Source organism: Clostridium sp. (assembly GCF_051654825.1).
Classification (GTDB): Bacteria; Bacillota; Clostridia; order Clostridiales; family Clostridiaceae; genus Clostridium.
The window spans coordinates 1-22,728 of record NZ_JBOFYU010000051.1 but is presented as its reverse complement, the minus strand read 5'-3'; the positions used below and the strand labels follow the sequence as shown (position 1 = coordinate 22,728).

The following is a 22,728-nucleotide window of genomic DNA, read 5'->3' as shown; positions in this document are numbered from 1 at the left end:
TTGAAATTTTGAAGATTTGGATATAAAAAAATACTATTAGGTTATAATAAACATGTAGAAGGATGAAAAAAATAAATAAAAAAGATGGATTATGTGTTTATTTTAGTTGCATAAAACCTGCATTACAAGTAAAATAATAATGGTGGTAAAGAAAGTAAAAAATAATTATAACAATATATTAATTATTATATATAAAATATGGATTATTTCACAGAGAGTGGGACAACCTTTGTCCCGGTGGTGTTAAGGAGGAATAAACATGAAAAAGATAGCTATTTTAACTAGTGGTGGAGATGCACCAGGAATGAACGCAGCTATTAGAGCCGTTGTAAGAACAGCTTTATACAATGGTCTAGAAGTTATGGGGGTTCAAAGAGGATACAGTGGATTAATTAATGGTGAATTATTCAATATGGATAGATCATCAGTATCAGACATCATACATAGAGGTGGAACTGTATTAAGAACAGCAAGATGTTTAGAATTTAAACAAGAAGAAGTAAGAATTAAGGCTACTAAAATACTTCAAGCTTATGGCGTAGATGCTTTAGTAGTTATTGGTGGAGATGGATCATTCATGGGAGCTAAGCTTTTATCAAAGCTTGGTATAAAAACTATTGGATTACCAGGAACTATCGATAATGATTTAACTTACACAGATTATACTATAGGGTTTGATACTGCTTTAAACACAGTAATAGATGCTATAGATAAAGTAAGAGATACTTCAACTTCTCACGAAAGAGTTTCAGTAATCGAAGTAATGGGAAGAGACTGTGGAGATTTAGCTTTATATGCTGGTTTAGCAGGTGGAGCTGAATATATAATTACTCCAGAAAAGGGATTCTGTAAAGAAGAGCTTTGCAAAGTAATTTTAGAAGGAAAGCAACAAGGAAAAATACACAATTTAGTTTTATTAGCTGAAGGTGTAGGAGGAGCTCAAGAATTAGCTCAATACGTAGAAGGTGTTACAGGAATTGAAACAAGAGCTACAGTATTAGGTCATATTCAAAGAGGTGGAAGCCCAAGTGCTTTCGATAGAGTTTTAGCTTCAAGAATGGGAGCAAAAGCTGTAGAAGTATTATTAGATGGTGGTACTTCAAGAGTTATCGGAATTAAAGATAACCAAATAATTGATCAAGATATTGATGAAGCATTAGCTTTAGAAAGAACTTTTGATGAAAAATTATTTAAAGTAGCAGACGAAATATCAAAATAATCTGTTATATAAATTGAGATAGATGGAAATCTATATAATTAAAGCAAGCAATAATTTTATAAATATATATTAAGCAATCGAAGGAGTGTTATTACATGAGAAAAACTAAGATGATCTGTACAGTAGGACCAGCTAGTGAAAATCCAGAGATTTTATCACAAATTATTGAAGCAGGAATGAATGCTTCAAGACATAACTTCTCACACGGAGATCACGCTGAGCATGCTGAGAGAATAAACCTAGTTAAGGAATTAGCTAAGAAGCACAATAAGGAAATAGCTATAATGCTAGATACTAAAGGACCAGAAATCAGAACTGGTAAATTCGAACCTAAAAAGGTTGAATTAACAGCTGGAACAGACTTCACAGTATATGCTGGTGGAGATGTTGTAGGAGATACAACTCAATGTTCAGTTACTTACACTGGATTAGCTGAAGATGTTAAGCCAGGAAACGTAATATTAATAGATGATGGTTTAGTAGGATTAGAAGTTAAATCAGTTGAAGGAAACAAAGTTCACTGTGTAGTTATGAACACTGGATTTGTTGGAACTCACAAAGGAGTTAACGTACCAGGTGTTTCAATCCAATTACCAGCTTTAACTGAAAAAGATATAGCTGACCTTAAATTTGGTTGTGAAATAGGTGTTAACATAGTTGCTGCTTCATTCATAAGAAAAGCATCAGATGTTGAGACTATAAGAAATATATTAGTTGAAAACGGTGGAGAGCACATTCAAATATTCTCAAAAATTGAGAACCAAGAAGGTGTTGACAACATAGATTCAATATTAGAAGCTTCAGATGGTATAATGGTTGCTAGAGGAGATCTAGGTGTTGAAATACCAATGGAAAAATTACCAGCTGTTCAAAAGATGATAATTGAAAAATGTAACAATGCAGGTAAAGCAGTTATAACTGCAACTCAAATGTTAGATTCAATGATCAGAAACCCAAGACCAACAAGAGCAGAAGTTTCAGACGTAGCGAACGCTATCTATGATGGTACTGATGCAATAATGTTATCAGGGGAATCAGCTAATGGAGATTGGCCAGTACAATCAGTTCAAACTATGGCTAAAATAGCTTTAGAAGCTGAAAAGCAATTAGATTACGAAGTTGCTATATCAAGAGCTAAGAAGCACATACCTGCTATAGCAGGAGTTATTTCAAGAGCTGCTGCAAATGCTGCTAATGAATTAAAAGCTTCAGCAATAATAACTTCAACTAAGAGCGGAGCTACTGCTAAGAGATTATCTCAATGCAGACCAGACTGTCCAATAGTTGCTGTAACTCCATGTGAAAAAGTTGCTAAGAAATTAGCTTTAAGCTTTGGTGTATATCCAATAGTTGCAGAAAAAATTGAATCAACTGATGAAATGATGGAAAGATCAGTTAAGATAGCTCAAGAAAACGGATTTGTTAACGAAGGTGAAACAGTAGTTATAGCTGCTGGTGTACCAGTTGATAAAATTGGAGCTACTAACTTATTAAAGATAAGCATAGTTGAATAATAACACTCATAAATGAGAAGTATCTTAGGATACTTCTTTTTTTATATAAATAAATTATAAGGAAATAATTTAGAGTGTGTTTAATTAAAGTTTAGCTATATTTGAAATATATATATAATAGTTTATTAAGGTTAAAAGCGCTATAACAAATTACTAAATTATTTTAGGTGAAATCATAGATAAACATATAAATGAAAATAGATATCAATTAAACCTTAAAAAAGGAAAAAAATAGGTGAAAAAACCTCGAAAAAGGGCTAAAAATATAAATGTTAACAAAAAGTTAACATTTATATGTAACAAATATGATATATAATGTATAATATGACTTGTAAAGAGATACAATATTAGTATGGAATTAAATGGCAACCAATTCTGTATCGGCACCTTAGGGTGCTTTTTTTTTGCCTGAAATTATATAAGGAATTATTATAGATTATATAAGATTTAATATAGCTAATTTAAATAGTAAAATTGAATAAAGTAAAATAGCAATGTTAATAATAAGATAAAACAAGAAAAAGGTGGAATTTTATTATGAATAAGTTAACTTGTACAGCAACTAAGTGTGTAAATAATAATTCAGGCTTATGTAGTGCGGCTAATATAGATATAATTGGTGATTATGCCCATCATAATTCAGATACTCATTGCTATACTTTTAGAGAAAATACAGTTAAATCAGCTTTATCAAATTTAAGTAATGTAAATTTCTTTGGAGAAATAAAGCAAATATTTTCTTCAGGGAGTAATACAATAGATCCAGAGGTTATGGGTTCTGCAAGAGAATGTTATCATAATAATGGTGGGAGATGTTCTGCTAATAATATAATGATATCTGGTAGTGGAAGTAGAAGTATGGATGGAACATATTGTGAAACCTTTGTGGAAGCTTATTAGAAAGATAAATACAACATTTATAAATATTGTGTTATAATCAAAGTTATGAATTACGGTAAATAATAAATAAGAGTTAGGTGATTATAAATTGGTAGAAAAGAATAAAGAATACATATTAGATATAGTTTCACAAGGATATGAAGGTGAAGGTGTAGCTAAGATAGATAACACATACCCAGTATTTATTGAAGGTGCCTTAAAGGGTGAAAAGGTTAAGGCTTTAATAGTAAAGGTAAATAAGAAATTTGCTTATGGGAAGTTAATAGAAGTTATAGAATCATCAGAAGGAAGAATATCTCCTAAATGTGAAAACTATAAGAGATGTGGTGGATGCTCTGTACAACATATGAATTATGAAAATCAATTAGATTTTAAATGGGATAGAGTAAAGGATTGTGTACATAAAATAGGTGGATTATCTAAGGAAATAGTTAAATATCCTTTAGGAATGGAAACACCAGAAAGATATAGAAATAAGGTTCAATTGCCTATAGGATTAGTAAATGGAAAGCTTGCTATAGGGTTTTATGCTCCTAGAAGCCATAATATAATAGATTTAAATACATGCTTAATACAAGATGAGGTTGCCGATAAGGTAGCAGCATTAACTAGAGAGTGGATGGAAAAGTATAAAATAATGCCTGCTACAATAGATGGAAAGTTTAATCCAAGTGGAGTAGTTAGACATATAATGATTCGTAGAGGCTTTAAAACAAATGAAGTTATGGTTGTTTTAGTTACTTTAAAAAATAAAGTAAAGCATATAGATGAATTTGTAAGCTTAATAACTAGTAATATAAATGGAATAAAAAGTGTAATACAAAATGTTAATGATAAAGAAACTAATGTAATATTAGGTGAAAAGTGTATTACTTTATGGGGAGAAGATAGAATTACTGATTATATAGGTGACTTTAAGTTTAATATATCACCTTTATCATTCTTCCAAGTAAACCCTGAGCAAACAGAAGTATTATATTCTAAAGCATTAGAATATGCAGGTTTAACAGGAGCAGAAACAGTATTTGATGCTTATTGTGGAACAGGAACTATAACATTATTCCTTTCACAAAAGGCGAAAAAAGTTTATGGTGTAGAAATAATAGAACCAGCCATAGACAATGCAAATGAAAATGCAAAGGAAAACAAGGTAGACAATGCAGAATTCTTTGTAGGTAAGTCAGAAGAAGTGATTCCAGAGCTTCTAGAAAAGGGAATAAAACCAGAAGTAATAGTAGTAGACCCACCAAGAAAGGGCTGCGATATAAAGCTATTAGAGGCAATTGGAAAGGCAAAACCAGAAAAAGTAGTTTATGTATCATGTGATCCAAGCACATTAGCAAGAGATCTAAAAATATTAGAGGAACAAGGCTATAAAACAGAAGTAGTACAGCCAGTAGACATGTTCCCACACACATCACATATAGAAAATGTAGCACTATTAGTAAAATAAGAGATGAGGTAAAATAATATGAATAAAAACGTTGAAATGATGAAAAAGCTTATAGAGGAAAAAAGATCTAAGTGTAACAATAAGCAAGGAAGAATATTACCAACTAAGTACAGCAACCAAAGTAATGGTTCAGGTAAGATAAACAACACAGCATACGGAAAGTAATAAGTATAATAAAAGCTAGTTTAATTATGGACTGCTCTTTATCATTAGATAGGGAGTAGTTCATTTTTACTTTAACTAGCTTTTTATAATAATATTTAAGTTTAATAATAGCAGTAAGGTTTTTCTTCAATTGAATAAGGAATATATCCATAAACTAATACATCAACAGTGTTTTTTCCACTTCCAAGTTCTGAGGTAGCATTTATAGTTAAACCTGTGCCTGGAATATCATATGTTTGAGTAAAAGATGTCCCTGGTTGTAGTGTTACTTCATCCAAGGATGCTATTAATTCACCATCTTGATTTATAATAAGTTTAAATTTAATAGGTTTAGTAGAAATATTTTTATTAGTTAATATTACTCTTATTTTAGGGTAGGATTTTACTATTATGCCTCCTTTAAATTCAGAGGTTAAATTAGTAGTTTGTCCTGATGGTATAGAAACACCACCTGGGGAAGTTCTAAAAGCTAATTTAGTTCCTTTCATAAAATATCCCCCTTCATATAAAAAGTTTATTATTATAGTATGATATTAGAGCTTAAAGTGTGACTACTAAAGGCTAAATTTATGATATACTTTTATTGAAGTTAAATTGGTAAAAAAGGAAATTAAGTGAAATATGTATAGAATTTTAATTGTAGAAGATGATTTAATAATTGCAAAGTCCTTAAAGAATGCTTTAAATCAATGGAGCTATGAAGTAGAATTTGTAACAGAATTTAAGGATGTTACAGCAAAATTTATAGAATATAATCCTCAGCTAGTGCTTTTAGATATATCATTACCTTTTTTCAATGGATATCATTGGTGTAGTGAAATAAGAAAGATATCAAAGGTTCCAATAATGTTTATATCATCAATGTCAGATAACATGAATATTGTTATGGCAATGAATATGGGCGGAGATGACTTTATACCAAAGCCTTTTGATTTAAATGTTATTGTAGCAAAGATTCAAGCTTTATTAAGAAGAACATATTCCTTTGTAGGAGAAATGAACATAATAGAGCATAATGGTGTAGTTTTAAATATAAATGATACTACTATTGAATATAAGGGAAATAAGATAGAACTAACTAAAAATGAATTTAAAATTATACAAATACTTCTTGAGAATATTGGAAAGGCAATATCTAGAGAAGATATTATGGTAAAGTTATGGGAAAGTGATAGCTTTATAGATGATAATACATTAACGGTAAATGTAACTCGTCTTAGAAAAAGTCTTAGTGATATAGGAATTATAAACTTTATAAAAACAAAAAAAGGAATAGGGTATATGGTAGAGTAATATGAAAAATGAAAGCTTTATATGGTTAATTGGAAGATATTTAAGAGGTAACTTAAAAATAATTATAGCTAACATTATTTTTATAATAATATTTAATGTAGTTTTTTATTTATATAACTTAGACATAGAGCCATTTTTATATGCATTTCTATTATGTTTTTTAGTTGCAATTATTTTTATAATATTTAATTTTAATAGTTTTTATAAAAAGCATAGAGGTATATTAGCTTTAAGGAATGAAGTTAATATTAGCTTAGAAAACTTATATAAAAAAACTAATTTAATAGATGAAGATTATCAAAATATTATAGTTGAACTATATAAGAGTAAACTAGATATAATTTCTAAAAATGATTTAAAAGAAACTGAAATGATAGATTACTATTCTCTATGGGTACATCAAATTAAAACACCTATTGCAGGAATGAGATTATTGCTGCAATCAGAAAATATAAATGAAAATAAAGAGCTTTTAACAGAGCTTTTTAAAATAGAGCAATATGTTGAAATGGTGCTAGGTTATTTAAATATAGAATCAGGTGCAGATTTAGTTCTTAAAAAAAGTGATTTATTATCAATTGTAAAGCAAGGAATAAGGAAGTATTCTAATATATTTATAAGAAAAGGTATATCACTAGATCTTAAGGAATTTGATTATAAGGTGTTAACAGATGAAAAATGGATGGTATTTGTTGTAGAACAGCTTTTATCTAATGCTCTTAAATATACAGCTAGTGGTAAGATATCAATTTACATTGAAGATAATAGGTTAGTTATTGAGGATACAGGAATGGGAATATCGGAGGAAGACTTACCAAGGATATTTGAAAAAGGATTTACTGGATATAATGGACGAATGGATAAAAAGGCAAGTGGTATAGGATTATATCTTTGCAAAAGAGTATTAAATAAGTTAGGTCATAAGATTAGTATTACATCTGCTGTTGGAGTTGGAACAAAGGTTAGCATAGATGTATCATCTGTAGTTTCTATTATAGAATAATATACCTTACAAAAGTGTAAGGTTGGATGGGGAAATGTAAGCCAAGATTATGGTTTAGCATTTCCTTTATTTTTATAATAAGTATATAAGTTAAATTAATTAGGAGGATGATTACATGCCATTATTAGAGGTTAATAATTTAAAGAAAATATATACATCAAGGTTTGGGGGCAATCAAGTAAATGCTTTAAGAAATGTTACCTTTTCAGTAGAAGAGGGTGAATATGTAGCTATTATGGGTGAGTCGGGTTCAGGTAAAACCACATTACTTAATATATTAGCTGCTTTAGATAAGCCTACAACAGGAGAGGTTTTATTAAATGGTAAAAGCTTAGTATCTATAAAGGAAGGGCAAATATCTTCATTTCGTAGAGAGAACTTAGGATTTGTGTTTCAAGATTTTAATTTATTAGATACATTTTCATTAAAGGATAATATATTTTTACCACTTGTTTTATCAGGATTTAAATATGATGAAATGGAAAGAAGATTAACTCCAATTGCAAATAAGCTAGGAATTAAAGATATATTATCAAAATATCCTTATGAAGTATCAGGAGGGCAAAAGCAAAGAGCTGCTGTTTCTAGAGCACTTATTACAAATCCTAAGCTTATATTAGCAGATGAGCCAACAGGAGCATTAGATTCTAGATCAACAGACCAATTATTAAAGCTTTTTAGTGAAATAAATAATGAGGGTCAAACAATATTAATGGTAACTCATAGCACAAAGGCAGCAAGCCATGCAAAGAGAGTTTTATTTATTAAGGATGGAGAAGTTTTTCATCAGCTTTATAAGGGATCAATGTCAAATGAAGAAATGTTCGAAAAAATATCAAATACATTAACAGTACTAGCTACTGGGGGTGCTTTAAATGAATAAAGGCCTTTATCCAAAGCTAGCATTTACTAATATAAAGAATAATAGCAAAACATATTATCCTTATTTATTAACTTGTATAAGTACTATAATAATGTTTTATATTATGCATTCAATTTCTATAAACAAGGGATTAGATGGAGTAAATGGCTCACAAAGTCTTAAAATTATTTTAAACTTAGGAACATGGGTTATGGGGATATTTTCTGCAATATTTCTTTTTTATACAAATAGCTTTTTGATAAAAAGAAGAAAAAAGGAGCTTGGATTATATAATGTTTTAGGCCTTGAAAAAAAGCATATAGCAAAGGTATTAATTTTTGAAACATTAATAATTTCAGTTATTAGCTTTGTAGTTGGAATTATAGGTGGAATTATATTAAATAAGCTTATGTTTCTTTTACTTTTAAAGTTACTAGCATTTAAAGTTGAGTTTGGATTTACAATAGAAACTTCTTCAATAGTATTAACATTAATAGTTTTTATAGGTATTTTTATAGTTACTTTAATATCTAATTTGTTTCAAATTAAGGTTTCAAATCCAGCAGAATTATTAAAAGGTGGTCAGCATGGAGAAAAGGAACCAAAGGCTAAATGGTTTATAGCATTAACTGGGTTAATAGCTTTAGCTATAGGTTATGGAATAGCTGTAACTGTTGAAAATCCAATAATAGCTATAAATTTATTTTTTGTTGCAGTAATTTTAGTTATGATAGGAACTTATAATTTATTTATAGCTGGGAGTATAGTTATCCTTAAGCTATTAAGAAAAAATAAAAAGTTTTATTATAAAACTAAGAATTTTATAGGTATATCAGGAATGATGTATAGAATGAAGCAAAATGCAGTAGGATTAGCTAATATATGTATATTAAGTTCAGCTGTACTCGTTATGCTTTCAACAACTGTTTCCTTATATGTTGGAATGGAGGATATATTAAGATATAGATTCCCACAAAATATTATGATGAGTACAGATGATATTTCAACTGATACAATAGAAAAGATAAATAAAATAGTTGATTCAGAAATTGAAAAAAATGGTGTAAAGATAGAAAATAAAATTGATTATAGAAATAGTACAATAGCTTGTATAAATGATAATGGAAACTTTACTACAGTTGATTTTAATGGATATAACCCTAGTACAGTTATGTTAGGGGTAGTTCCTCTTTCAGATTATAATAGATTGGAGGGAGAAAACATAACTCTTGAAGATGATGAAGTTATTATTTTTTCACAAAAAGATAAATTTGGGGAAGAAAATATTAATATTGAAGGAAAGTCATTTAAGGTAAAGAAAGAAATAAATAAGGTTAGCTTTATAGAAAGCAACCCAGACATTATAAAGACATATATATTAATTGCAAATAATATTGATATAATTGGGGACACTGCCAAAGCAAAATATAATATAGGTATTGATGTTAATGCAAGTGATGAAGATATAATGAATATATCAAATAAATTAAGAGAAGCTTTTGCTTCTGAAGGAATATTTGTATCTGTTGATGCTGCAGCAGAAAATAGAGAAGGATTCTTATCATTATATGGTGGATTATTCTTTTTAGGAATGTTCTTAGGCTTATTATTCTTAATGACAACTGTATTAATTATATATTATAAGCAAATTTCTGAAGGTTATGATGATAAGGAAAGATTTAATATAATGCAAAAGGTTGGAATGAGTAAGGAAGAAATAAAGAAAACTATAAAAAATCAAGTTTTAATGGTATTCTTCTTACCACTAGCATTTACAATAGTGCATATCGCATTTGCATTCCCATTAATAACTAAGTTACTTGCAATGTTAAACTTAACTAATGTAAAGTTATTTATGATTGTAACAATAATATCAATAATTATATTTACAGTAATTTATGCAATAGTTTATTCTGTAACAGCAAGAGTTTATTATAAAATTGTAGAATAATTAGGTAGCTCTCAAAGTATTTTGAGGGCTATTGTTATATAATAAAAATAGTATTGGGTAGGGAAGGAGATTACTTATGGATAATAGTATTGTAAATATAAAGGTATTAATGGAAAAAAGAGATATTGAGATTTATCCTAAATATGATTTACCAAAGGGATATTCATTTTGTAATTATTCTTTAGGAGATGAAGATTCTTGGAGTGAGTTACAGTTTAGTGTAAATCATGTTAAAAGTATAGAAGAAGGAAAAGAAATATTTAATGATGTATTTTTATCTAAAATAGAAGATTTAAAAAATAAAATGGTTTTTGTTAAGGATAGTAATGGAGAAATAGTTGGAACAGCTGCATTATGGGATGGAAATCACTTTGGAGAAACTTATCAAAGAATCCATTGGGTTGCTGTATCAAATAAGCATGGTGGAAGAGGAATAGCAAAATCATTAGTCACAAAGGTATTAGATATTTACAATAATTTAGGATATAAGGATTATATATATTTAGCATCTCAAACTAGAAGCTATGATGCCTTAAATATATATTTAAAGTTTGGGTTTAAGCCATATATGGGAGATAGTCCAAAGAATTGGGATTCAAAATCATTTAAAAAAGAAAATGATAGAGCATGGAATATAATTTTTGATAAAATAGAAAATAAAAATATATAAAAAACAGGAGAATTTAACTTCTCCTGTTTTTCTATAATAAAGTATAAGCTAGTGTACCTATTACACCAGATCCGAATATAACTAAAATAGGGTTAACTTTAAATTTTCTAAGGGCTATTAATCCACCTACAAATAATAAGAATTCAACTCCTCTAAAATTAGAAAGAACAATATCATTTTTTTCAGCTTGGAATAATGCTAATGTTAATATTGATAATCCAGCAGAGCTAATTAAAGCAACAACAGCAGGTCTAAGGCTAGCTAAGATAGTTTGTACACCACCGAAGTTACGATATTTATAATAGTAATGAGCCAATGTTAAACAAATTATAAATGATGGAATAATGCAACCAAGAGTACAAATTAAAGCTCCAGGTAATCCAGCAAGTCTAGTTCCAACGAAGGTTGCTGAATTTATTGAAATTGGACCAGGAGTCATTTCAGCAATAGTGATTAAATCTGCAAATTCAGGAAGTGTCATTAAGCCGTGAATATTTACTATTTGATTTTGTATTAATGGTATAGCAGCATATCCGCCACCAACACTAAAAAGTCCTACTTTTATAAAGCTTAAAAATAATTGAAGTATCATTTATTAGCACCCCATTCCTGATTGTTTTTTTGTCTTATTAATATCTATTACAAGGTTTATTAGTCCAACTCCAACACATAGTAAAATTATAGTCATAGCACTAATTCCAATAAAGTAAGTCATTATAAAGCTGACGATCATTAGGGCAATATATAATATACTTTTAGTTTTTATAACATTTATTGCAAGGTTAATAACAACATCACATATTACAGCTGCTACACCTGCACGCATTACAATAAGTGCTGTTGCAATAATAGTATTTTCACGAAATTGTTGATAAAATACTGATATAATTGAAATAATTATTACTGGAGGTATAGTAGTACCAAGAACTGCAACTAATGAACCTAATAAACCTTTCATTCTATATCCTAATATTACTGAAGCATTTATAGGAATAGGGCCTGGAGAAGATTGAGCAATAGCAGTAATATCAAGCATTTCACTTTCATCAAGCCATTGTAACTCTTCTACAAATTTTTTCTTCATAAGAGATACTATTACGAATCCGCCACCAAATGTACAAGCACTCAACATGAAATTTGCTTTGAAAAGATTCCATAATATATTTAAGTTATTATTATCTTTATCTTTCATTAAATTTACACTCCTTCAAATTATATAATTTAGCAATCTATGGTATTATTATAAAAGTTTATTGCATATTAGTAAAATACTTAATTATTATTAAATATATAATGAAATACTTATGATGAAGAAGAAAATGTATAAAGTTTGTAATTAAATGATAATATATTTAAGAAAAAAGTTAAAATATATTGACTATAAAGTTACTCTATACTTTATAATCTTCATAGATTAAAAGCTTTAGGGAGGATTATATGCAAGAACAGAATTTAAGTAGTTATGATGATAATGAAAAGCTTAATAGAAATAGCAAGATAGATTTAGGAAAAGATAGTGTAGTAAAAATATTCTTTTATTATGCAATACCTGCAATTTTAGGAATGTTAGCAATGACATCAGCAGGAATAATAGATGGTATTTTTGTAGGACAATTTGTAGGTTCTAATGCATTAGCTGCAATTAACTTATCAATGCCACTTTTAAATGTTTTATATGGTGTAGGTGTAATGATTGCAATGGGGGGAGCTACCTTAGCCAATATAAAAAGAGGAGAGGAAAATATAAAGGAAAGTAATAATTTCTTTACAGTTACAGTTACTATTATTTTATCAATTTCTCTTGTTTCAACTGTAGTTGGATTTTTATTTAATGGTACCTTTGCAACATTAATGGGGGCAAATATAGATACTCATGAGTTAGTAGCTACATATATAAAAATAATATCATTATTCTTTGTTCCATACTTAGCTAACTTTACGTTAGATATGTTTTTAAGAAACGATGGTTTTCCTGTTTTTCCAATAATATGTACAGTGACAGGTTCTGTAATAAACATAGTATTAGATTATATTTTTATAGCTGAATTTAATATGGGAATAAAGGGAGCTGCAATAGCTACAGGAATAGCACAGGTTATGCCTATGATAGCAATGACTATATTTATATTATTAAAATCTTCATGGAAAATAGTTAAGCCTAATTTTAATTTTAAAGATATAAGAGATATGATGTTTAATGGTTCATCAGAATTATTAAGTAATATATCTGTTGGAGTAAGTGGATTTATCTTTAACATAATAATAATGAGAGAAATAGGAACAATGGGTGTAGCTGCATATAGTGTAGCTAATTATGCCGCATGGATTGCAATAGCAATATTCTTTGGAATTGCATCAGCAATAAATCCAGGAGTAAGCTTTAATAAAGGTAGTGGCAATATAAAAAGAATAAAGGCTTTCAAAAAAATAGGGATTACAGCGAGCTTAGTAGCCGGGGTTATACTTGCAGGAGTTTTAATAAGCTTTGGTGACAAGATTGTGTATATGTTTGTTGGCGGAGATAAAGCAGTACATGATTTAGCCGTTAAAATTATAGATTTCTTTGCAATTGCAATGGTGATTACAGGCTTTAATGTTGTTGCATCTATGTACTATACAGCTATAAATGAACCTCTTAAGTCAGCTACAATAGCAGCATCAAGAAGTTTAGTTGTATTAATTGTAGGAGTTATAGTATTACCTATGATTTTCGGAGAAAATGGTATATGGTCATCAGTAATATTTGCAGAAATAATTACAATGGGAATAGTAATATACTTCTTTAAGAAAAAGCCATATTAATGTATGTTAAAAATATGAAATGAAAAGCTATCATAAGGATAATTGTCCTTATGATAGCTTTTTTAGTTAGCATAAGCTAATTTTTTGTAATAACTGAGTTATCCTTATTAATAGATTCTTTATCCCAAATAAATAGTTGTTCAGAGTTATTTAATGCAGAAAATAACTTGTCTTTTAAGTTAGGAAAATCTCCGCCAAGGTTTTTAATTAATTCTTTGACATCTTGTCTTTTTGTATGTCCATCAGCTTCACATGGATTTTTTACTATTGGGTAGTTATATTCACGTACAGCTTTTTTTATCATATACTCATCAATATAAACCATAGGCCTTATTATAGTTAAATTAAATTTCTCCATATATGATTTAGGTGAAAAGCAATTAACTCTTCCCTCATAAAACATAGTCATAACAAAGGTTTCAACAGCATCGTCTTTATGATGACCTAATGCCACTTTAGTACATCCAAGATCCATTGCAGCAGAGTTTAAAGCACCACGTCTTAGCTTTGCACAAAGGGAGCAAGGATTTTTTTCTTTTCTTATATCAAAAACTATTTTGCCTATATCAGTTTGAATTTCATAAAATGGAACATCTATATTTTTGCATAATCTATGTAAAGGGCTATTATCAACTCCACCTGGATTTAAAGTAATTGCAATTAATTCAAACTTTTTAGGGGAGAACTTTTGAAAGTTTTTTAGGATATGAAGTAAGGTTATACTATCCTTTCCTCCTGAAAGCCCAACAGCCACCTTATCACCATCATTTATCATGTCAAAATCATTTATTGCTTGCCTAGTCTTACTAAGCAATTTTTGCATTGTCATTTGATTTACCTCCTAAACATAATAACAAACTGTTATAATTACGGTAAGAATATTATAACATATAGTAATTTTAAGTTTAATTGAATATTTGGAGGTAGTTTATGAGTAAGAGGGTAGCATTAGTAACTGGTGCAGCAGGGGGAATAGGATATCATATAGCAATTGGATTTGCTAAAAAAGGATATAATGTAATAGCTGTAGATAGAGTAGGGAAAAGCTTTGAAGATAAAAATATAGAATTTTATAAGGCTGATTTAAAAAGTGAAGATGAAATTAAAGAAGTTTTTAAGTTAGTAAAAGAAAAATATGGAGCTATTCATGTTTTAGTTAATAATGGAGCTATAAGTAAGTTTAATAAATCTATTTTAGATATTAAGGTAGAAGAATTTGATAATGTAATAAATGTTAACTTAAGAGGAAGCTTTATTTGTTGTAAAGAGTTTATTAATGCAAATAAAGGTGAGGATTATGGAAGAATAATAAATATAGCATCAACTAGATGGAATCAAAATGAAGCTAATTGGGAAGCATATGGAGCTTCTAAAGGAGGGTTAGTTTCATTAACTAATACATTAGCAGTTTCTCTTGGAGATACTCCAATTACAGTAAATGCTATAAGTCCAGGTTGGATACAAGTTGATGGGTATGAAGAGTTAAAGGAAGTAGATCATAAGCAACATCCATCTGGAAGAGTAGGAAAACCATCTGATATAGTAAATGCTTGTATATTCTTATCAGAAGAAGGTAATGATTTTATCAATGGAGCAAACCTAGTTATAGATGGTGGAATGACTAAAAAAATGATTTATGATAACTCAGATGATTTTTGGAGTGAAAATTAAAATTTATAAATAAGTTATTAATAAAATAATAAAAATATGTAAAAAATATTAATATAAAAAGAATTTAATATAGGATAAAAATTCCTTTGACAAATTTCAACATAGGTGTGATAATTAACTCAATAATAAAAGAGATATATTGGTACCTTTAATTCAGTTCAGAGAAGCTGGCAAGGTTTGCGAAATAGGTTTTTTATATAGATTGGGTAAATCTATATTCCTATATAAGCTTTCTGCCATCTAGGTAGAAAGCTTTTTTTGTAGGTACTAATAGTAATCTAAGAATTACTAGGAGGACAAAAATGTCAAAGAATAATAATCACCAAGATCACGATTTTTCACTAGAGGCTGTAAGTCAAAGCAGCAAAAAAGGGTTTTTATCAATGCTAGTTGTAATGTTAGGATTTACATTCTTCTCAGCAAGTATGTTAACAGGGGGAACTTTAGGGACAAGCCTAGGAATAAAGGATTTCTTAGTAGCTGTATTCTTAGGAAACTTAATACTTTGTGCTTATACGGGACTTTTAGCATATATAGCTGGAGATACAGGACTTTCTACACATTTATTAGCTAGATATTCATTTGGAGAAAAAGGTTCATACTTAGTATCATTCTTATTAAGTGCTACACAAATAGGTTGGTTTGGAGTTGGAGTTGCTATGTTTGCAATACCAGTTTCAAAGGTTACAGGAATTGATGTAGGAGTATTAGTGGTAGTTTCAGGTTTATTAATGACAGCAACAGCTTACTTTGGAATGAAGTCATTAACAATATTAAGTATGATAGCAGTTCCAGCAATAGCAATATTAGGTTCAATATCAGTATTTAAAGCAGTTGGAACAGTAGGTGGATTTAGTGGATTATTAGCGATAGAACCACAACAGACAATGACAATGGGAGCTGCATTAGCTCTATGCGTAGGATCTTTCATAAGTGGGGGGACGCTTACTCCTGACTTTACTAGATTTGCAAAAAATAAAAAGACAGCAGTATCAACAACAATAATAGCTTTCTTAATAGGAAATTCATTAATGTTTATATTTGGAGCTGTAGGTGCAATGGTTACTGGACAAGCTGACATTGCAGAAGTAATGTTTATGCAAGGATTAATAATACCTGCAATAATAATACTAGGATTAAACATATGGACAACTAATGATAATGCATTATATGCATCAGGATTAGGGTTTTCAAATATTACTAAAATGCCAAAAAACAAATTAGTTATAGTTAATGGTATAATAGGAACATTACTAGCAATGTTTTTATACAACAACTTTATGGGATGGTTAAACTTCTTAAACTCATTTATGCCAGCAGTAGGTGGTGTAATAATAGCAGATTACTTTATATTAAATAAAGGTAAGTATGCTGAAATGAGCAAGGTTAAATTTATGAATGTAAATTTAGTTGCAGTATTTTCATGGTTAGTAGGTGTTATAGCAGCTATGATTTTACCAGGAATAGCACCAATAAATTCAGTTATAGTAGCTATAGTAGTTTATGTAGCAACAAGTAAGGCTACACAATTAGCAAAGGATAAAAAAGAAATAGTAAATAATTAGGAGGGATTTTTATGTTAATAAAAAATGCTAAGCTTAGAGAAAAAGAAAATTTAGTAGATATATTAATTGAAAACGGAAAAATCACTAAAATAGGGGAAAACTTAAGTGCTAATAGTGAGGAAGTTATAGATGCTAAAGGAAGCTTAGTATTACCTCCTTTTGTAGAGCCACATGTTCACTTAGATACTACATTAACAGCTGGAGAGCCAAAGTGGAATGAAAGTGGAACATTATTCGAAGGAATAGAAAGATGGTCTGAAAGAAAGGAATTATTAACTAAAGAGGACGTTAAAAATAGAGCAAGAACAGCTATAAAATGGCAAATAGCAAATGGTATTCAATATATAAGAACTCATGTAGATACAACAGATCCAAACTTAGTAGCTTTAAAGGCTATGGTGGAATTAAGAGAAGAGTTAAAAGATTTTATTACATTACAAATAGTTGCCTTTCCTCAAGAAGGAATACTTTCTTATCCTAATGGATTAGAGCTTGTAGAGGAAGCTGTAAAGTTAGGAGCAGATGTAATAGGAGCAATACCTCATTTTGAATTTACAAGAGAATATGGTGTTCAATCTATAGAAAAAATATTTGAATTAGCTAAAAAATACGATACATTAATAGATGTTCATTGTGATGAAATAGATGATGAGCAATCAAGATTTATAGAAGTATTAGCTTGCAAGGCTTATGAAAACAATATGGGTGAAAAAGTAACTGCAAGTCATACTACAGCAATGCATTCATATAATAATGCTTATGCTTATAAATTATTTAGACTTTTAAGAATGTCTAAAATGAACTTTGTAGCAAATCCATTAGTTAATATACATCTTCAAGGAAGATTTGATACTTATCCAAAGAGAAGAGGTATAACTAGAGTTAAGGAAATGTTAGAAGACAACATAAATGTTTGCTTTGGTCATGATGATATATTTGATCCATGGTATCCATTAGGAACAGGAAACATGCTACAAGTACTTCATATGGGACTTCATGTATGTCAAATAATGGGATATGGTCAAATAAATGAATCAATTGACTTAATAACAAATAATAGTGCAAGAGCATTACATATACAAGATCAATATGGAATAGAAGAAGGTAAACCAGGAAACTTAATTATATTACCAGCAGAAAATCCATATGATGCTATAAGAAGACAAGTACCAGTAGCTTATTCAATAAGAAATGGTAAAGTTATAGCAAATACTGAAATAACAAAAACTCATGTTTATATAAACGGAGAAGAAGAAATAAACTTCCAAAAATAATATTTTGCCTCATAAGTAAATTTACTTGTGAGGTATTTTTTTATGTAAAAATATAGTGAAGAATAATTTTATTAATAATATAAGAATAACTAGGTAATACTAAGAAAATAATAAGATGAAATTATAAGTAATTTATTTAAGTTTTTAGTAGAGGGGAGTTAGTTATGGCTTATAGAAAAGAGTTTACAGATGTTATAAAAGAGCAAAATACTCCAGAACAAGGGTTATCAAGCTCTGAAGCAAAATCTAGAATTGATAAATATGGATATAATGAAATAAAAGAAGGTGAAAAAACACCTATTTGGAAGATGTTTTTAGAAAGCTTTAAGGATCCACTAGTAATAATTTTACTTATTGCAGCTGTAGTCCAAGTTTTTTTAGGAGAGTGGGTAGAATCACTAATAATATTTGTGGTAGTTATATTAAACTCAGTATTAGGCGTTACTCAAACTAGAAAGGCAGAAAGTTCATTAGATAGTTTAAAGAAACTTTCATCACCTAATGCAAAAGTATTGAGAGATGGAAATAAACTCACTGTACCAGTTAGAGAACTGGTGGTTGGAGATATAGTATTTTTAGAAGCTGGTGATTATATACCAGCAGATGGTCGTCTTATAGAGGCACAAACATTAAAGGTTGTAGAAGGTATGTTAACTGGTGAAGCAGAGGCAGTATTAAAGCATACTGATAAAATAATTGAGGAAGTTGGTATTGGAGATCAAAGAAATATGGTCTTTAGTGGAGCAACTGTAGTTTATGGTAGAGGAAAGCTAATAATTACTCAAACAGGAATGAATACTGAAATGGGTAAGGTAGCTACTTTACTTGAAACAGCAGGAAATAAGCAAACTCCATTACAACAAAAGTTAGATGATTTTGGAAAGAAGCTTGGAATATTTATAATGATACTTGCAGCAGCAATATTTGGTGTTCAAGTATTTAGAGGATATATAGGTGGTGGAGAGTTAAAAACGCTTGTTTTTGATTCATTTATGTTTGCAATTGCAGTAGCAGTAGCAGCAATTCCAGAGGCATTATCATCAATAGTTACTATTGTTCTTGCAGTTGGAACTAAGGATATGGCTAAAAAGCAAGCTATAGTTAGAAAGCTTCCAGCCGTTGAAACACTAGGTTCCACAAGTATAATTTGTACAGATAAAACAGGAACATTAACACAAAATAAAATGACTGTTGTTGATTTCTTTATGTATGGAATGTCAAAGGAAGAAGTAGCAGCAGATACAGAGGATTCTCCACAAGTAGAGGCAATAGATTTAGGTTCTACTTTATGTAATGATTCAGAAATTACAGAAACAGGACAGGAAATTGGAGATCCAACAGAAGTAGCCTTATTAAGATATGCAGAAAAAAGAGGAATAGATTATAAAGAAATAAGAGATAAGTATGATAGATTAAATGAAATTCCATTTGATTCAGATAGAAAGCTTATGTCCACGGTAAACTCTATAAATGGCAATGCTATTATGTTTACAAAGGGAGCACCAGATGTGGTATTTAGTCGTTGTAAGGAAGCTTTAGATGATGGTGACCATGTTCCAATGACAGATGCAGTATTAGAAGCTTATAAGAAAACAAATGAAGATTTTTCAGATAGAGCATTAAGAGTTTTAGCTTTTGCTATAAAAGATGTTCCAGATGAAAACTTTGTCCCTTGCCTTGAAGATGAAGTTGATATGACGTTAGTTGGATTAATGGCAATGATAGATCCTCCAAGAGATGAGGTTTATGATGCCGTTAAGGAAGCAAATAGAGCTGGAATAAAGACAATAATGATAACAGGTGACCATAAGACTACTGCAGCAGCTATTGCTAAGGATATTGGAATTATGAGTGAAGGAGATAAGGCTTTAACAGGAAAAGAATTAGATGCCTTATCAGAACCTGAATTAGATAAAGATTTAGAACATATAAGAGTATATGCAAGAGTATCGCCAGAAAACAAAATACGTATAGTTAAGGCTTGGCAAAAGAAAGGTATGATTACAGCTATGACTGGAGATGGTGTAAATGATGCTCCAGCATTAAAGCAAGCTAATATAGGTATAGGAATGGGAAGTGGAACAGATGTAGCTAAGGATGCATCTGCAATGATATTAACTGATGATAACTTTGCAACTATAGTAAGTGCAGTTGAAGTAGGAAGAACTGTTTATAGTAATATTAAAAAGGCAATTACATACTTATTTGCAGGTAACTTAGGTGCAATAATAGCAATATTATTTGCAGTAATAGTTAACTGGGCAAATCCATTTACAGCATTACAATTATTATTTATTAATTTAATTAATGACTCATTACCAGCAATTGCGTTAGGTCTTGAACCAGCAGAAAAGAATATTATGGATAATCCACCAAGGGATATGGATGAAGGTATTTTACAAGGTGGAACTTGGCAGGCAGTACTTTTAAGAGGGATTATCATAGGTATAGTAGTTATAATAGCTCAATTTATAGGAAATAAAACATCACCTATATTAGGAGCAGCTATGGCATTTTCAACTGTTACCCTAGCTAGAATATTCCAAACTCTAGCAGCAAGATCAGATAAGGATACATTATTAAAGTTAGGCTTATTTACAAATAAATACGTTCTTGGAGCAGTAGGAGTATGTTTAGTATTGTATTGTTTAGTATTAATTCCAGGAGTTCGTGGAGTTTTCGAAATACCAGATACATTTAAACTTACACAAATAGGTATATGCTTAGGGTTAGCATTAATTTCAACTGCTATAATGGATTTAAGCAAGTTATTTAAAAGAGGGTAATTATATTTTGTAAAGCTATGAATTTATTTTCATAGCTTTATTTATGGGTAAAAAACAAATGATAATAATTATCATTTTTGTTGACATAGATAAATTTATATGATAATTTATAGTTGTAAATAATAATTATTATCAATAGATTATACTTATCATTTAAATTAAGATATAATACGAAATTAAATATATGAAAAAATTAACGGAGGGATAAAGATGAAAAGAAAGAAATTATTAGCGTCAGTAATGGCATGTATGTTATCAGTAGGACTATTTGTAGGATGTTCAGGAAATGGAGCTACTGAAGAAAATAAAGAAGCAGGAGTTTTAAATTTATATACAAGCAGACATTATGATACAGATGATATTTTATATGATGAATTTACAAAGGAAACTGGAGTGAAAATCAATGTTGTTGAAGGTAATCCAGATGAGTTATTAGAAAGACTTGAAAGAGAAGGAGCTGACACAGAAGCAGATTTATTTATTACTGCTGATGCTGGAAGATTAGATGCAGCTAAAAATAAGGGATTACTTCAACCAGTAGAGTCAAAGGTTTTAAATACTAATATACCAGAAAATTTAAGAGATGTAGATAATAACTGGTTTGGATTAGCAGTTAGAGCAAGAGTATTAGTTTATGATAAAGAAAGAGTAAATCCAGAAGAATTATCAACTTATGAAGCTTTAACAGAAGATAAGTGGAATGGAAAGATTTTAACAAGATCATCAAGCAATATATATAACCAATCATTATTAGCATCATTAATTGCTATTGATGGTGAAGAAAAGGCTGAAGAATGGGCAAGAGGACTTGTAAATAATTTTGCAAGAGACCCTAAGGGAAGCGATAGAGACCAAGCTAAGGCAGTAGTTGCAGGAGAAGGTGATGTTGCAATAATGAATACTTACTATGTTGGTAAGCTATTAAATTCAACAGATCCAGAAGAAGTTAAGGTTGGTGAACAAGTAGGAGTATTCTTCCCTAACCAAGAAACTACAGGAACTCACATAAACGTTAGTGCTATTGGATTAACAAAGAATAGTAAGAACAAAGAAAATGCTATTAAGTTTATGGAATTCTTATCATCAGAAAAGGCTCAAAAGGAATTTGCTGAAACAAACTTTGAATACCCAGCAAACCCAGCAGTGGAAGCTTCAGAATTATTAAAATCATGGGGAGAATTTAAACCTCAAGATATTAATCTTTCATTATTAGGTGAATACAATGCAAAAGCAGTTGAAATAATGAACAAGGTTGGATGGAAATAATAAAGCTTATTTAAAATAAGCTTATGTTTTAAAAGTGTCCATGTTAGCTTAAGTTAAGCTAACATGGACATATGTTTAAAAAATGTATTAGATAAAGTAATAAATTAATATTTATTGTTAGCTTATTAGTTTATCTAATTATCATTTAATTTTAATAGTAATTTTAAATGAAGGCTATGGAGGAAAGAAATAAATTTTAATAATAGGAAGTGATAAAATGAAAAATTTAAATAAGGTATTTAAGAAAAATTTAAATATATGGACTATATTAAGTATAGTAGCAGTATTAATGGTTTTAATGCCTACATTTGATATAGTAACAAATTTGTTTAAA

20 protein-coding genes are annotated in these 22,728 nt (G+C 29.4%); 16 read left to right on the top strand and 4 right to left on the bottom strand.

All coding sequences use genetic code 11. The features are described from left to right. The first annotated feature begins 259 nt into the window (after nt 1-259). From pfkA to ACRDBA_RS03090, 5 genes are all read left to right on the top strand, one after another. The gene (gene pfkA, locus ACRDBA_RS03110) at nt 260-1,219 is read left to right on the top strand and encodes a 6-phosphofructokinase (RefSeq protein WP_438571472.1); all 960 of its coding nucleotides are present in this window, start codon (nt 260-262) and stop codon (nt 1,217-1,219) included. A 95-nt stretch (nt 1,220-1,314) separates the two neighbouring features. Then, on the top strand, nt 1,315-2,733 hold the full coding sequence (gene pyk, locus ACRDBA_RS03105; protein ID WP_438571471.1) for a pyruvate kinase: 1,419 nt from the start codon (nt 1,315-1,317) through the stop codon (nt 2,731-2,733). Between the two features lie 537 nt (nt 2,734-3,270). Continuing rightward, on the top strand, nt 3,271-3,633 hold the full coding sequence (locus ACRDBA_RS03100) for a DUF1540 domain-containing protein (protein ID WP_438571470.1): 363 nt from the start codon (nt 3,271-3,273) through the stop codon (nt 3,631-3,633). 88 nt (nt 3,634-3,721) lie between these two features. Then, the gene (gene rlmD / locus ACRDBA_RS03095) at nt 3,722-5,086 is read left to right on the top strand and encodes a 23S rRNA (uracil(1939)-C(5))-methyltransferase RlmD (RefSeq protein ID WP_438571469.1); all 1,365 of its coding nucleotides are present in this window, start codon (nt 3,722-3,724) and stop codon (nt 5,084-5,086) included. 18 nt (nt 5,087-5,104) lie between these two features. Beyond that, nucleotides 5,105-5,251 (top strand): hypothetical protein, encoded by a 147-nt coding sequence (locus tag ACRDBA_RS03090; RefSeq protein ID WP_438571468.1) that lies wholly within the window; start codon nt 5,105-5,107, stop codon nt 5,249-5,251. Between the two features lie 101 nt (nt 5,252-5,352). Here ACRDBA_RS03090 and ACRDBA_RS03085 read toward each other — a convergent pair whose 3' ends face one another. Next, nucleotides 5,353-5,739: a hypothetical protein gene (locus ACRDBA_RS03085; RefSeq protein ID WP_438571467.1), complete on the bottom strand. Its 387-nt coding sequence runs from the start codon at nt 5,737-5,739 to the stop codon at nt 5,353-5,355. 133 nt (nt 5,740-5,872) lie between these two features. Here ACRDBA_RS03085 and ACRDBA_RS03080 point away from each other — a divergent pair, with 133 nt between their 5' ends. From ACRDBA_RS03080 to ACRDBA_RS03060, 5 genes are all read left to right on the top strand, one after another. Next, the gene (locus tag ACRDBA_RS03080) at nt 5,873-6,544 is read left to right on the top strand and encodes a response regulator transcription factor (protein ID WP_438571466.1); all 672 of its coding nucleotides are present in this window, start codon (nt 5,873-5,875) and stop codon (nt 6,542-6,544) included. Nucleotide 6,545: 1 nt separating this feature from the next. After that, complete coding sequence (locus ACRDBA_RS03075) at nt 6,546-7,547, top strand: ATP-binding protein (RefSeq protein WP_438571465.1); 1,002 nt, start codon at nt 6,546-6,548, stop codon at nt 7,545-7,547. A gap of 115 nt (nt 7,548-7,662) precedes the next feature. Then, nucleotides 7,663-8,430, top strand: coding sequence for an ABC transporter ATP-binding protein (locus ACRDBA_RS03070; RefSeq protein ID WP_438571464.1), 768 nt, complete (start codon nt 7,663-7,665; stop codon nt 8,428-8,430). Beyond that, a complete protein-coding gene (locus ACRDBA_RS03065; RefSeq protein ID WP_438571463.1) occupies nt 8,423-10,360 on the top strand; it encodes an ABC transporter permease in 1,938 nt (645 codons plus the stop codon). The genes ACRDBA_RS03070 and ACRDBA_RS03065 overlap by 8 nt, the downstream gene beginning before the upstream one ends. 76 nt (nt 10,361-10,436) lie before the next feature. Continuing rightward, entirely contained in the window at nt 10,437-11,030 is a 594-nt protein-coding gene (locus ACRDBA_RS03060) for a GNAT family N-acetyltransferase (protein ID WP_438571462.1), read from the top strand. A gap of 31 nt (nt 11,031-11,061) precedes the next feature. Here the strand turns inward: ACRDBA_RS03060 and ACRDBA_RS03055 are convergent, their stop codons facing one another. Then, complete coding sequence (locus ACRDBA_RS03055; protein ID WP_438571461.1) at nt 11,062-11,622, bottom strand: chromate transporter; 561 nt, start codon at nt 11,620-11,622, stop codon at nt 11,062-11,064. A 3-nt stretch (nt 11,623-11,625) separates the two neighbouring features. Then, a complete protein-coding gene (locus ACRDBA_RS03050) occupies nt 11,626-12,222 on the bottom strand; it encodes a chromate transporter (RefSeq protein ID WP_438571460.1) in 597 nt (198 codons plus the stop codon). 245 nt (nt 12,223-12,467) lie between these two features. Between ACRDBA_RS03050 and ACRDBA_RS03045 the strand changes: the two genes are divergently transcribed. Continuing rightward, nucleotides 12,468-13,832 carry an MATE family efflux transporter gene (locus ACRDBA_RS03045; RefSeq protein ID WP_438571459.1) on the top strand — a complete coding sequence of 455 codons (1,365 nt, stop codon included), beginning with the start codon at nt 12,468-12,470 and terminating at the stop codon, nt 13,830-13,832. A 76-nt stretch (nt 13,833-13,908) separates the two neighbouring features. On the opposite strand, the gene ACRDBA_RS03040 is transcribed toward ACRDBA_RS03045, so the two are convergent. Continuing rightward, entirely contained in the window at nt 13,909-14,655 is a 747-nt protein-coding gene (locus ACRDBA_RS03040; RefSeq protein ID WP_438571495.1) for a tRNA 2-thiocytidine biosynthesis TtcA family protein, read from the bottom strand. 107 nt (nt 14,656-14,762) lie between these two features. Between ACRDBA_RS03040 and ACRDBA_RS03035 the strand changes: the two genes are divergently transcribed. From ACRDBA_RS03035 to ACRDBA_RS03015, 5 genes are all read left to right on the top strand, one after another. Beyond that, on the top strand, nt 14,763-15,503 hold the full coding sequence (locus ACRDBA_RS03035; RefSeq protein WP_438571458.1) for an SDR family NAD(P)-dependent oxidoreductase: 741 nt from the start codon (nt 14,763-14,765) through the stop codon (nt 15,501-15,503). Between the two features lie 302 nt (nt 15,504-15,805). Then, nucleotides 15,806-17,068 (top strand): cytosine permease, encoded by a 1,263-nt coding sequence (gene codB / locus ACRDBA_RS03030; protein WP_438571457.1) that lies wholly within the window; start codon nt 15,806-15,808, stop codon nt 17,066-17,068. 11 nt (nt 17,069-17,079) lie between these two features. Then, nucleotides 17,080-18,342, top strand: a complete 1,263-nt coding sequence (locus tag ACRDBA_RS03025; protein WP_438571456.1) for a cytosine deaminase — start codon at nt 17,080-17,082, stop codon at nt 18,340-18,342. A gap of 164 nt (nt 18,343-18,506) precedes the next feature. Continuing rightward, nucleotides 18,507-21,128 carry a calcium-translocating P-type ATPase, PMCA-type gene (locus tag ACRDBA_RS03020; RefSeq protein WP_438571455.1) on the top strand — a complete coding sequence of 874 codons (2,622 nt, stop codon included), beginning with the start codon at nt 18,507-18,509 and terminating at the stop codon, nt 21,126-21,128. 210 nt (nt 21,129-21,338) lie between these two features. Next, nucleotides 21,339-22,394: a Fe(3+) ABC transporter substrate-binding protein gene (locus tag ACRDBA_RS03015; protein ID WP_438571454.1), complete on the top strand. Its 1,056-nt coding sequence runs from the start codon at nt 21,339-21,341 to the stop codon at nt 22,392-22,394. Nucleotides 22,395-22,728 lie beyond the last annotated feature (334 nt).

What these genes read in the sequence shown, in the direction of transcription:
- ACRDBA_RS03070 (WP_438571464.1), top strand. Translation starts at nt 7,663, where the DNA reads ATGCCATTATTAGAGGTTAATAATTTAAAGAAAATATATACATCAAGG.
- ACRDBA_RS03040 (WP_438571495.1), bottom strand. Translation starts at nt 14,655, where the DNA reads ATGCAAAAATTGCTTAGTAAGACTAGGCAAGCAATAAATGATTTTGAC.
- ACRDBA_RS03080 (WP_438571466.1), top strand. Translation starts at nt 5,873, where the DNA reads ATGTATAGAATTTTAATTGTAGAAGATGATTTAATAATTGCAAAGTCC.
- pyk (WP_438571471.1), top strand. Translation starts at nt 1,315, where the DNA reads ATGAGAAAAACTAAGATGATCTGTACAGTAGGACCAGCTAGTGAAAAT.
- ACRDBA_RS03065 (WP_438571463.1), top strand. Translation starts at nt 8,423, where the DNA reads ATGAATAAAGGCCTTTATCCAAAGCTAGCATTTACTAATATAAAGAAT.
- ACRDBA_RS03045 (WP_438571459.1), top strand. Translation starts at nt 12,468, where the DNA reads ATGCAAGAACAGAATTTAAGTAGTTATGATGATAATGAAAAGCTTAAT.
- ACRDBA_RS03100 (WP_438571470.1), top strand. Translation starts at nt 3,271, where the DNA reads ATGAATAAGTTAACTTGTACAGCAACTAAGTGTGTAAATAATAATTCA.
- ACRDBA_RS03050 (WP_438571460.1), bottom strand. Translation starts at nt 12,222, where the DNA reads ATGAAAGATAAAGATAATAATAACTTAAATATATTATGGAATCTTTTC.
- ACRDBA_RS03090 (WP_438571468.1), top strand. Translation starts at nt 5,105, where the DNA reads ATGAATAAAAACGTTGAAATGATGAAAAAGCTTATAGAGGAAAAAAGA.
- pfkA (WP_438571472.1), top strand. Translation starts at nt 260, where the DNA reads ATGAAAAAGATAGCTATTTTAACTAGTGGTGGAGATGCACCAGGAATG.
- ACRDBA_RS03085 (WP_438571467.1), bottom strand. Translation starts at nt 5,739, where the DNA reads ATGAAAGGAACTAAATTAGCTTTTAGAACTTCCCCAGGTGGTGTTTCT.
- codB (WP_438571457.1), top strand. Translation starts at nt 15,806, where the DNA reads ATGTCAAAGAATAATAATCACCAAGATCACGATTTTTCACTAGAGGCT.
- ACRDBA_RS03075 (WP_438571465.1), top strand. Translation starts at nt 6,546, where the DNA reads ATGAAAAATGAAAGCTTTATATGGTTAATTGGAAGATATTTAAGAGGT.
- ACRDBA_RS03025 (WP_438571456.1), top strand. Translation starts at nt 17,080, where the DNA reads ATGTTAATAAAAAATGCTAAGCTTAGAGAAAAAGAAAATTTAGTAGAT.
- ACRDBA_RS03060 (WP_438571462.1), top strand. Translation starts at nt 10,437, where the DNA reads ATGGATAATAGTATTGTAAATATAAAGGTATTAATGGAAAAAAGAGAT.
- ACRDBA_RS03020 (WP_438571455.1), top strand. Translation starts at nt 18,507, where the DNA reads ATGGCTTATAGAAAAGAGTTTACAGATGTTATAAAAGAGCAAAATACT.
- ACRDBA_RS03015 (WP_438571454.1), top strand. Translation starts at nt 21,339, where the DNA reads ATGAAAAGAAAGAAATTATTAGCGTCAGTAATGGCATGTATGTTATCA.
- ACRDBA_RS03055 (WP_438571461.1), bottom strand. Translation starts at nt 11,622, where the DNA reads ATGATACTTCAATTATTTTTAAGCTTTATAAAAGTAGGACTTTTTAGT.
- ACRDBA_RS03035 (WP_438571458.1), top strand. Translation starts at nt 14,763, where the DNA reads ATGAGTAAGAGGGTAGCATTAGTAACTGGTGCAGCAGGGGGAATAGGA.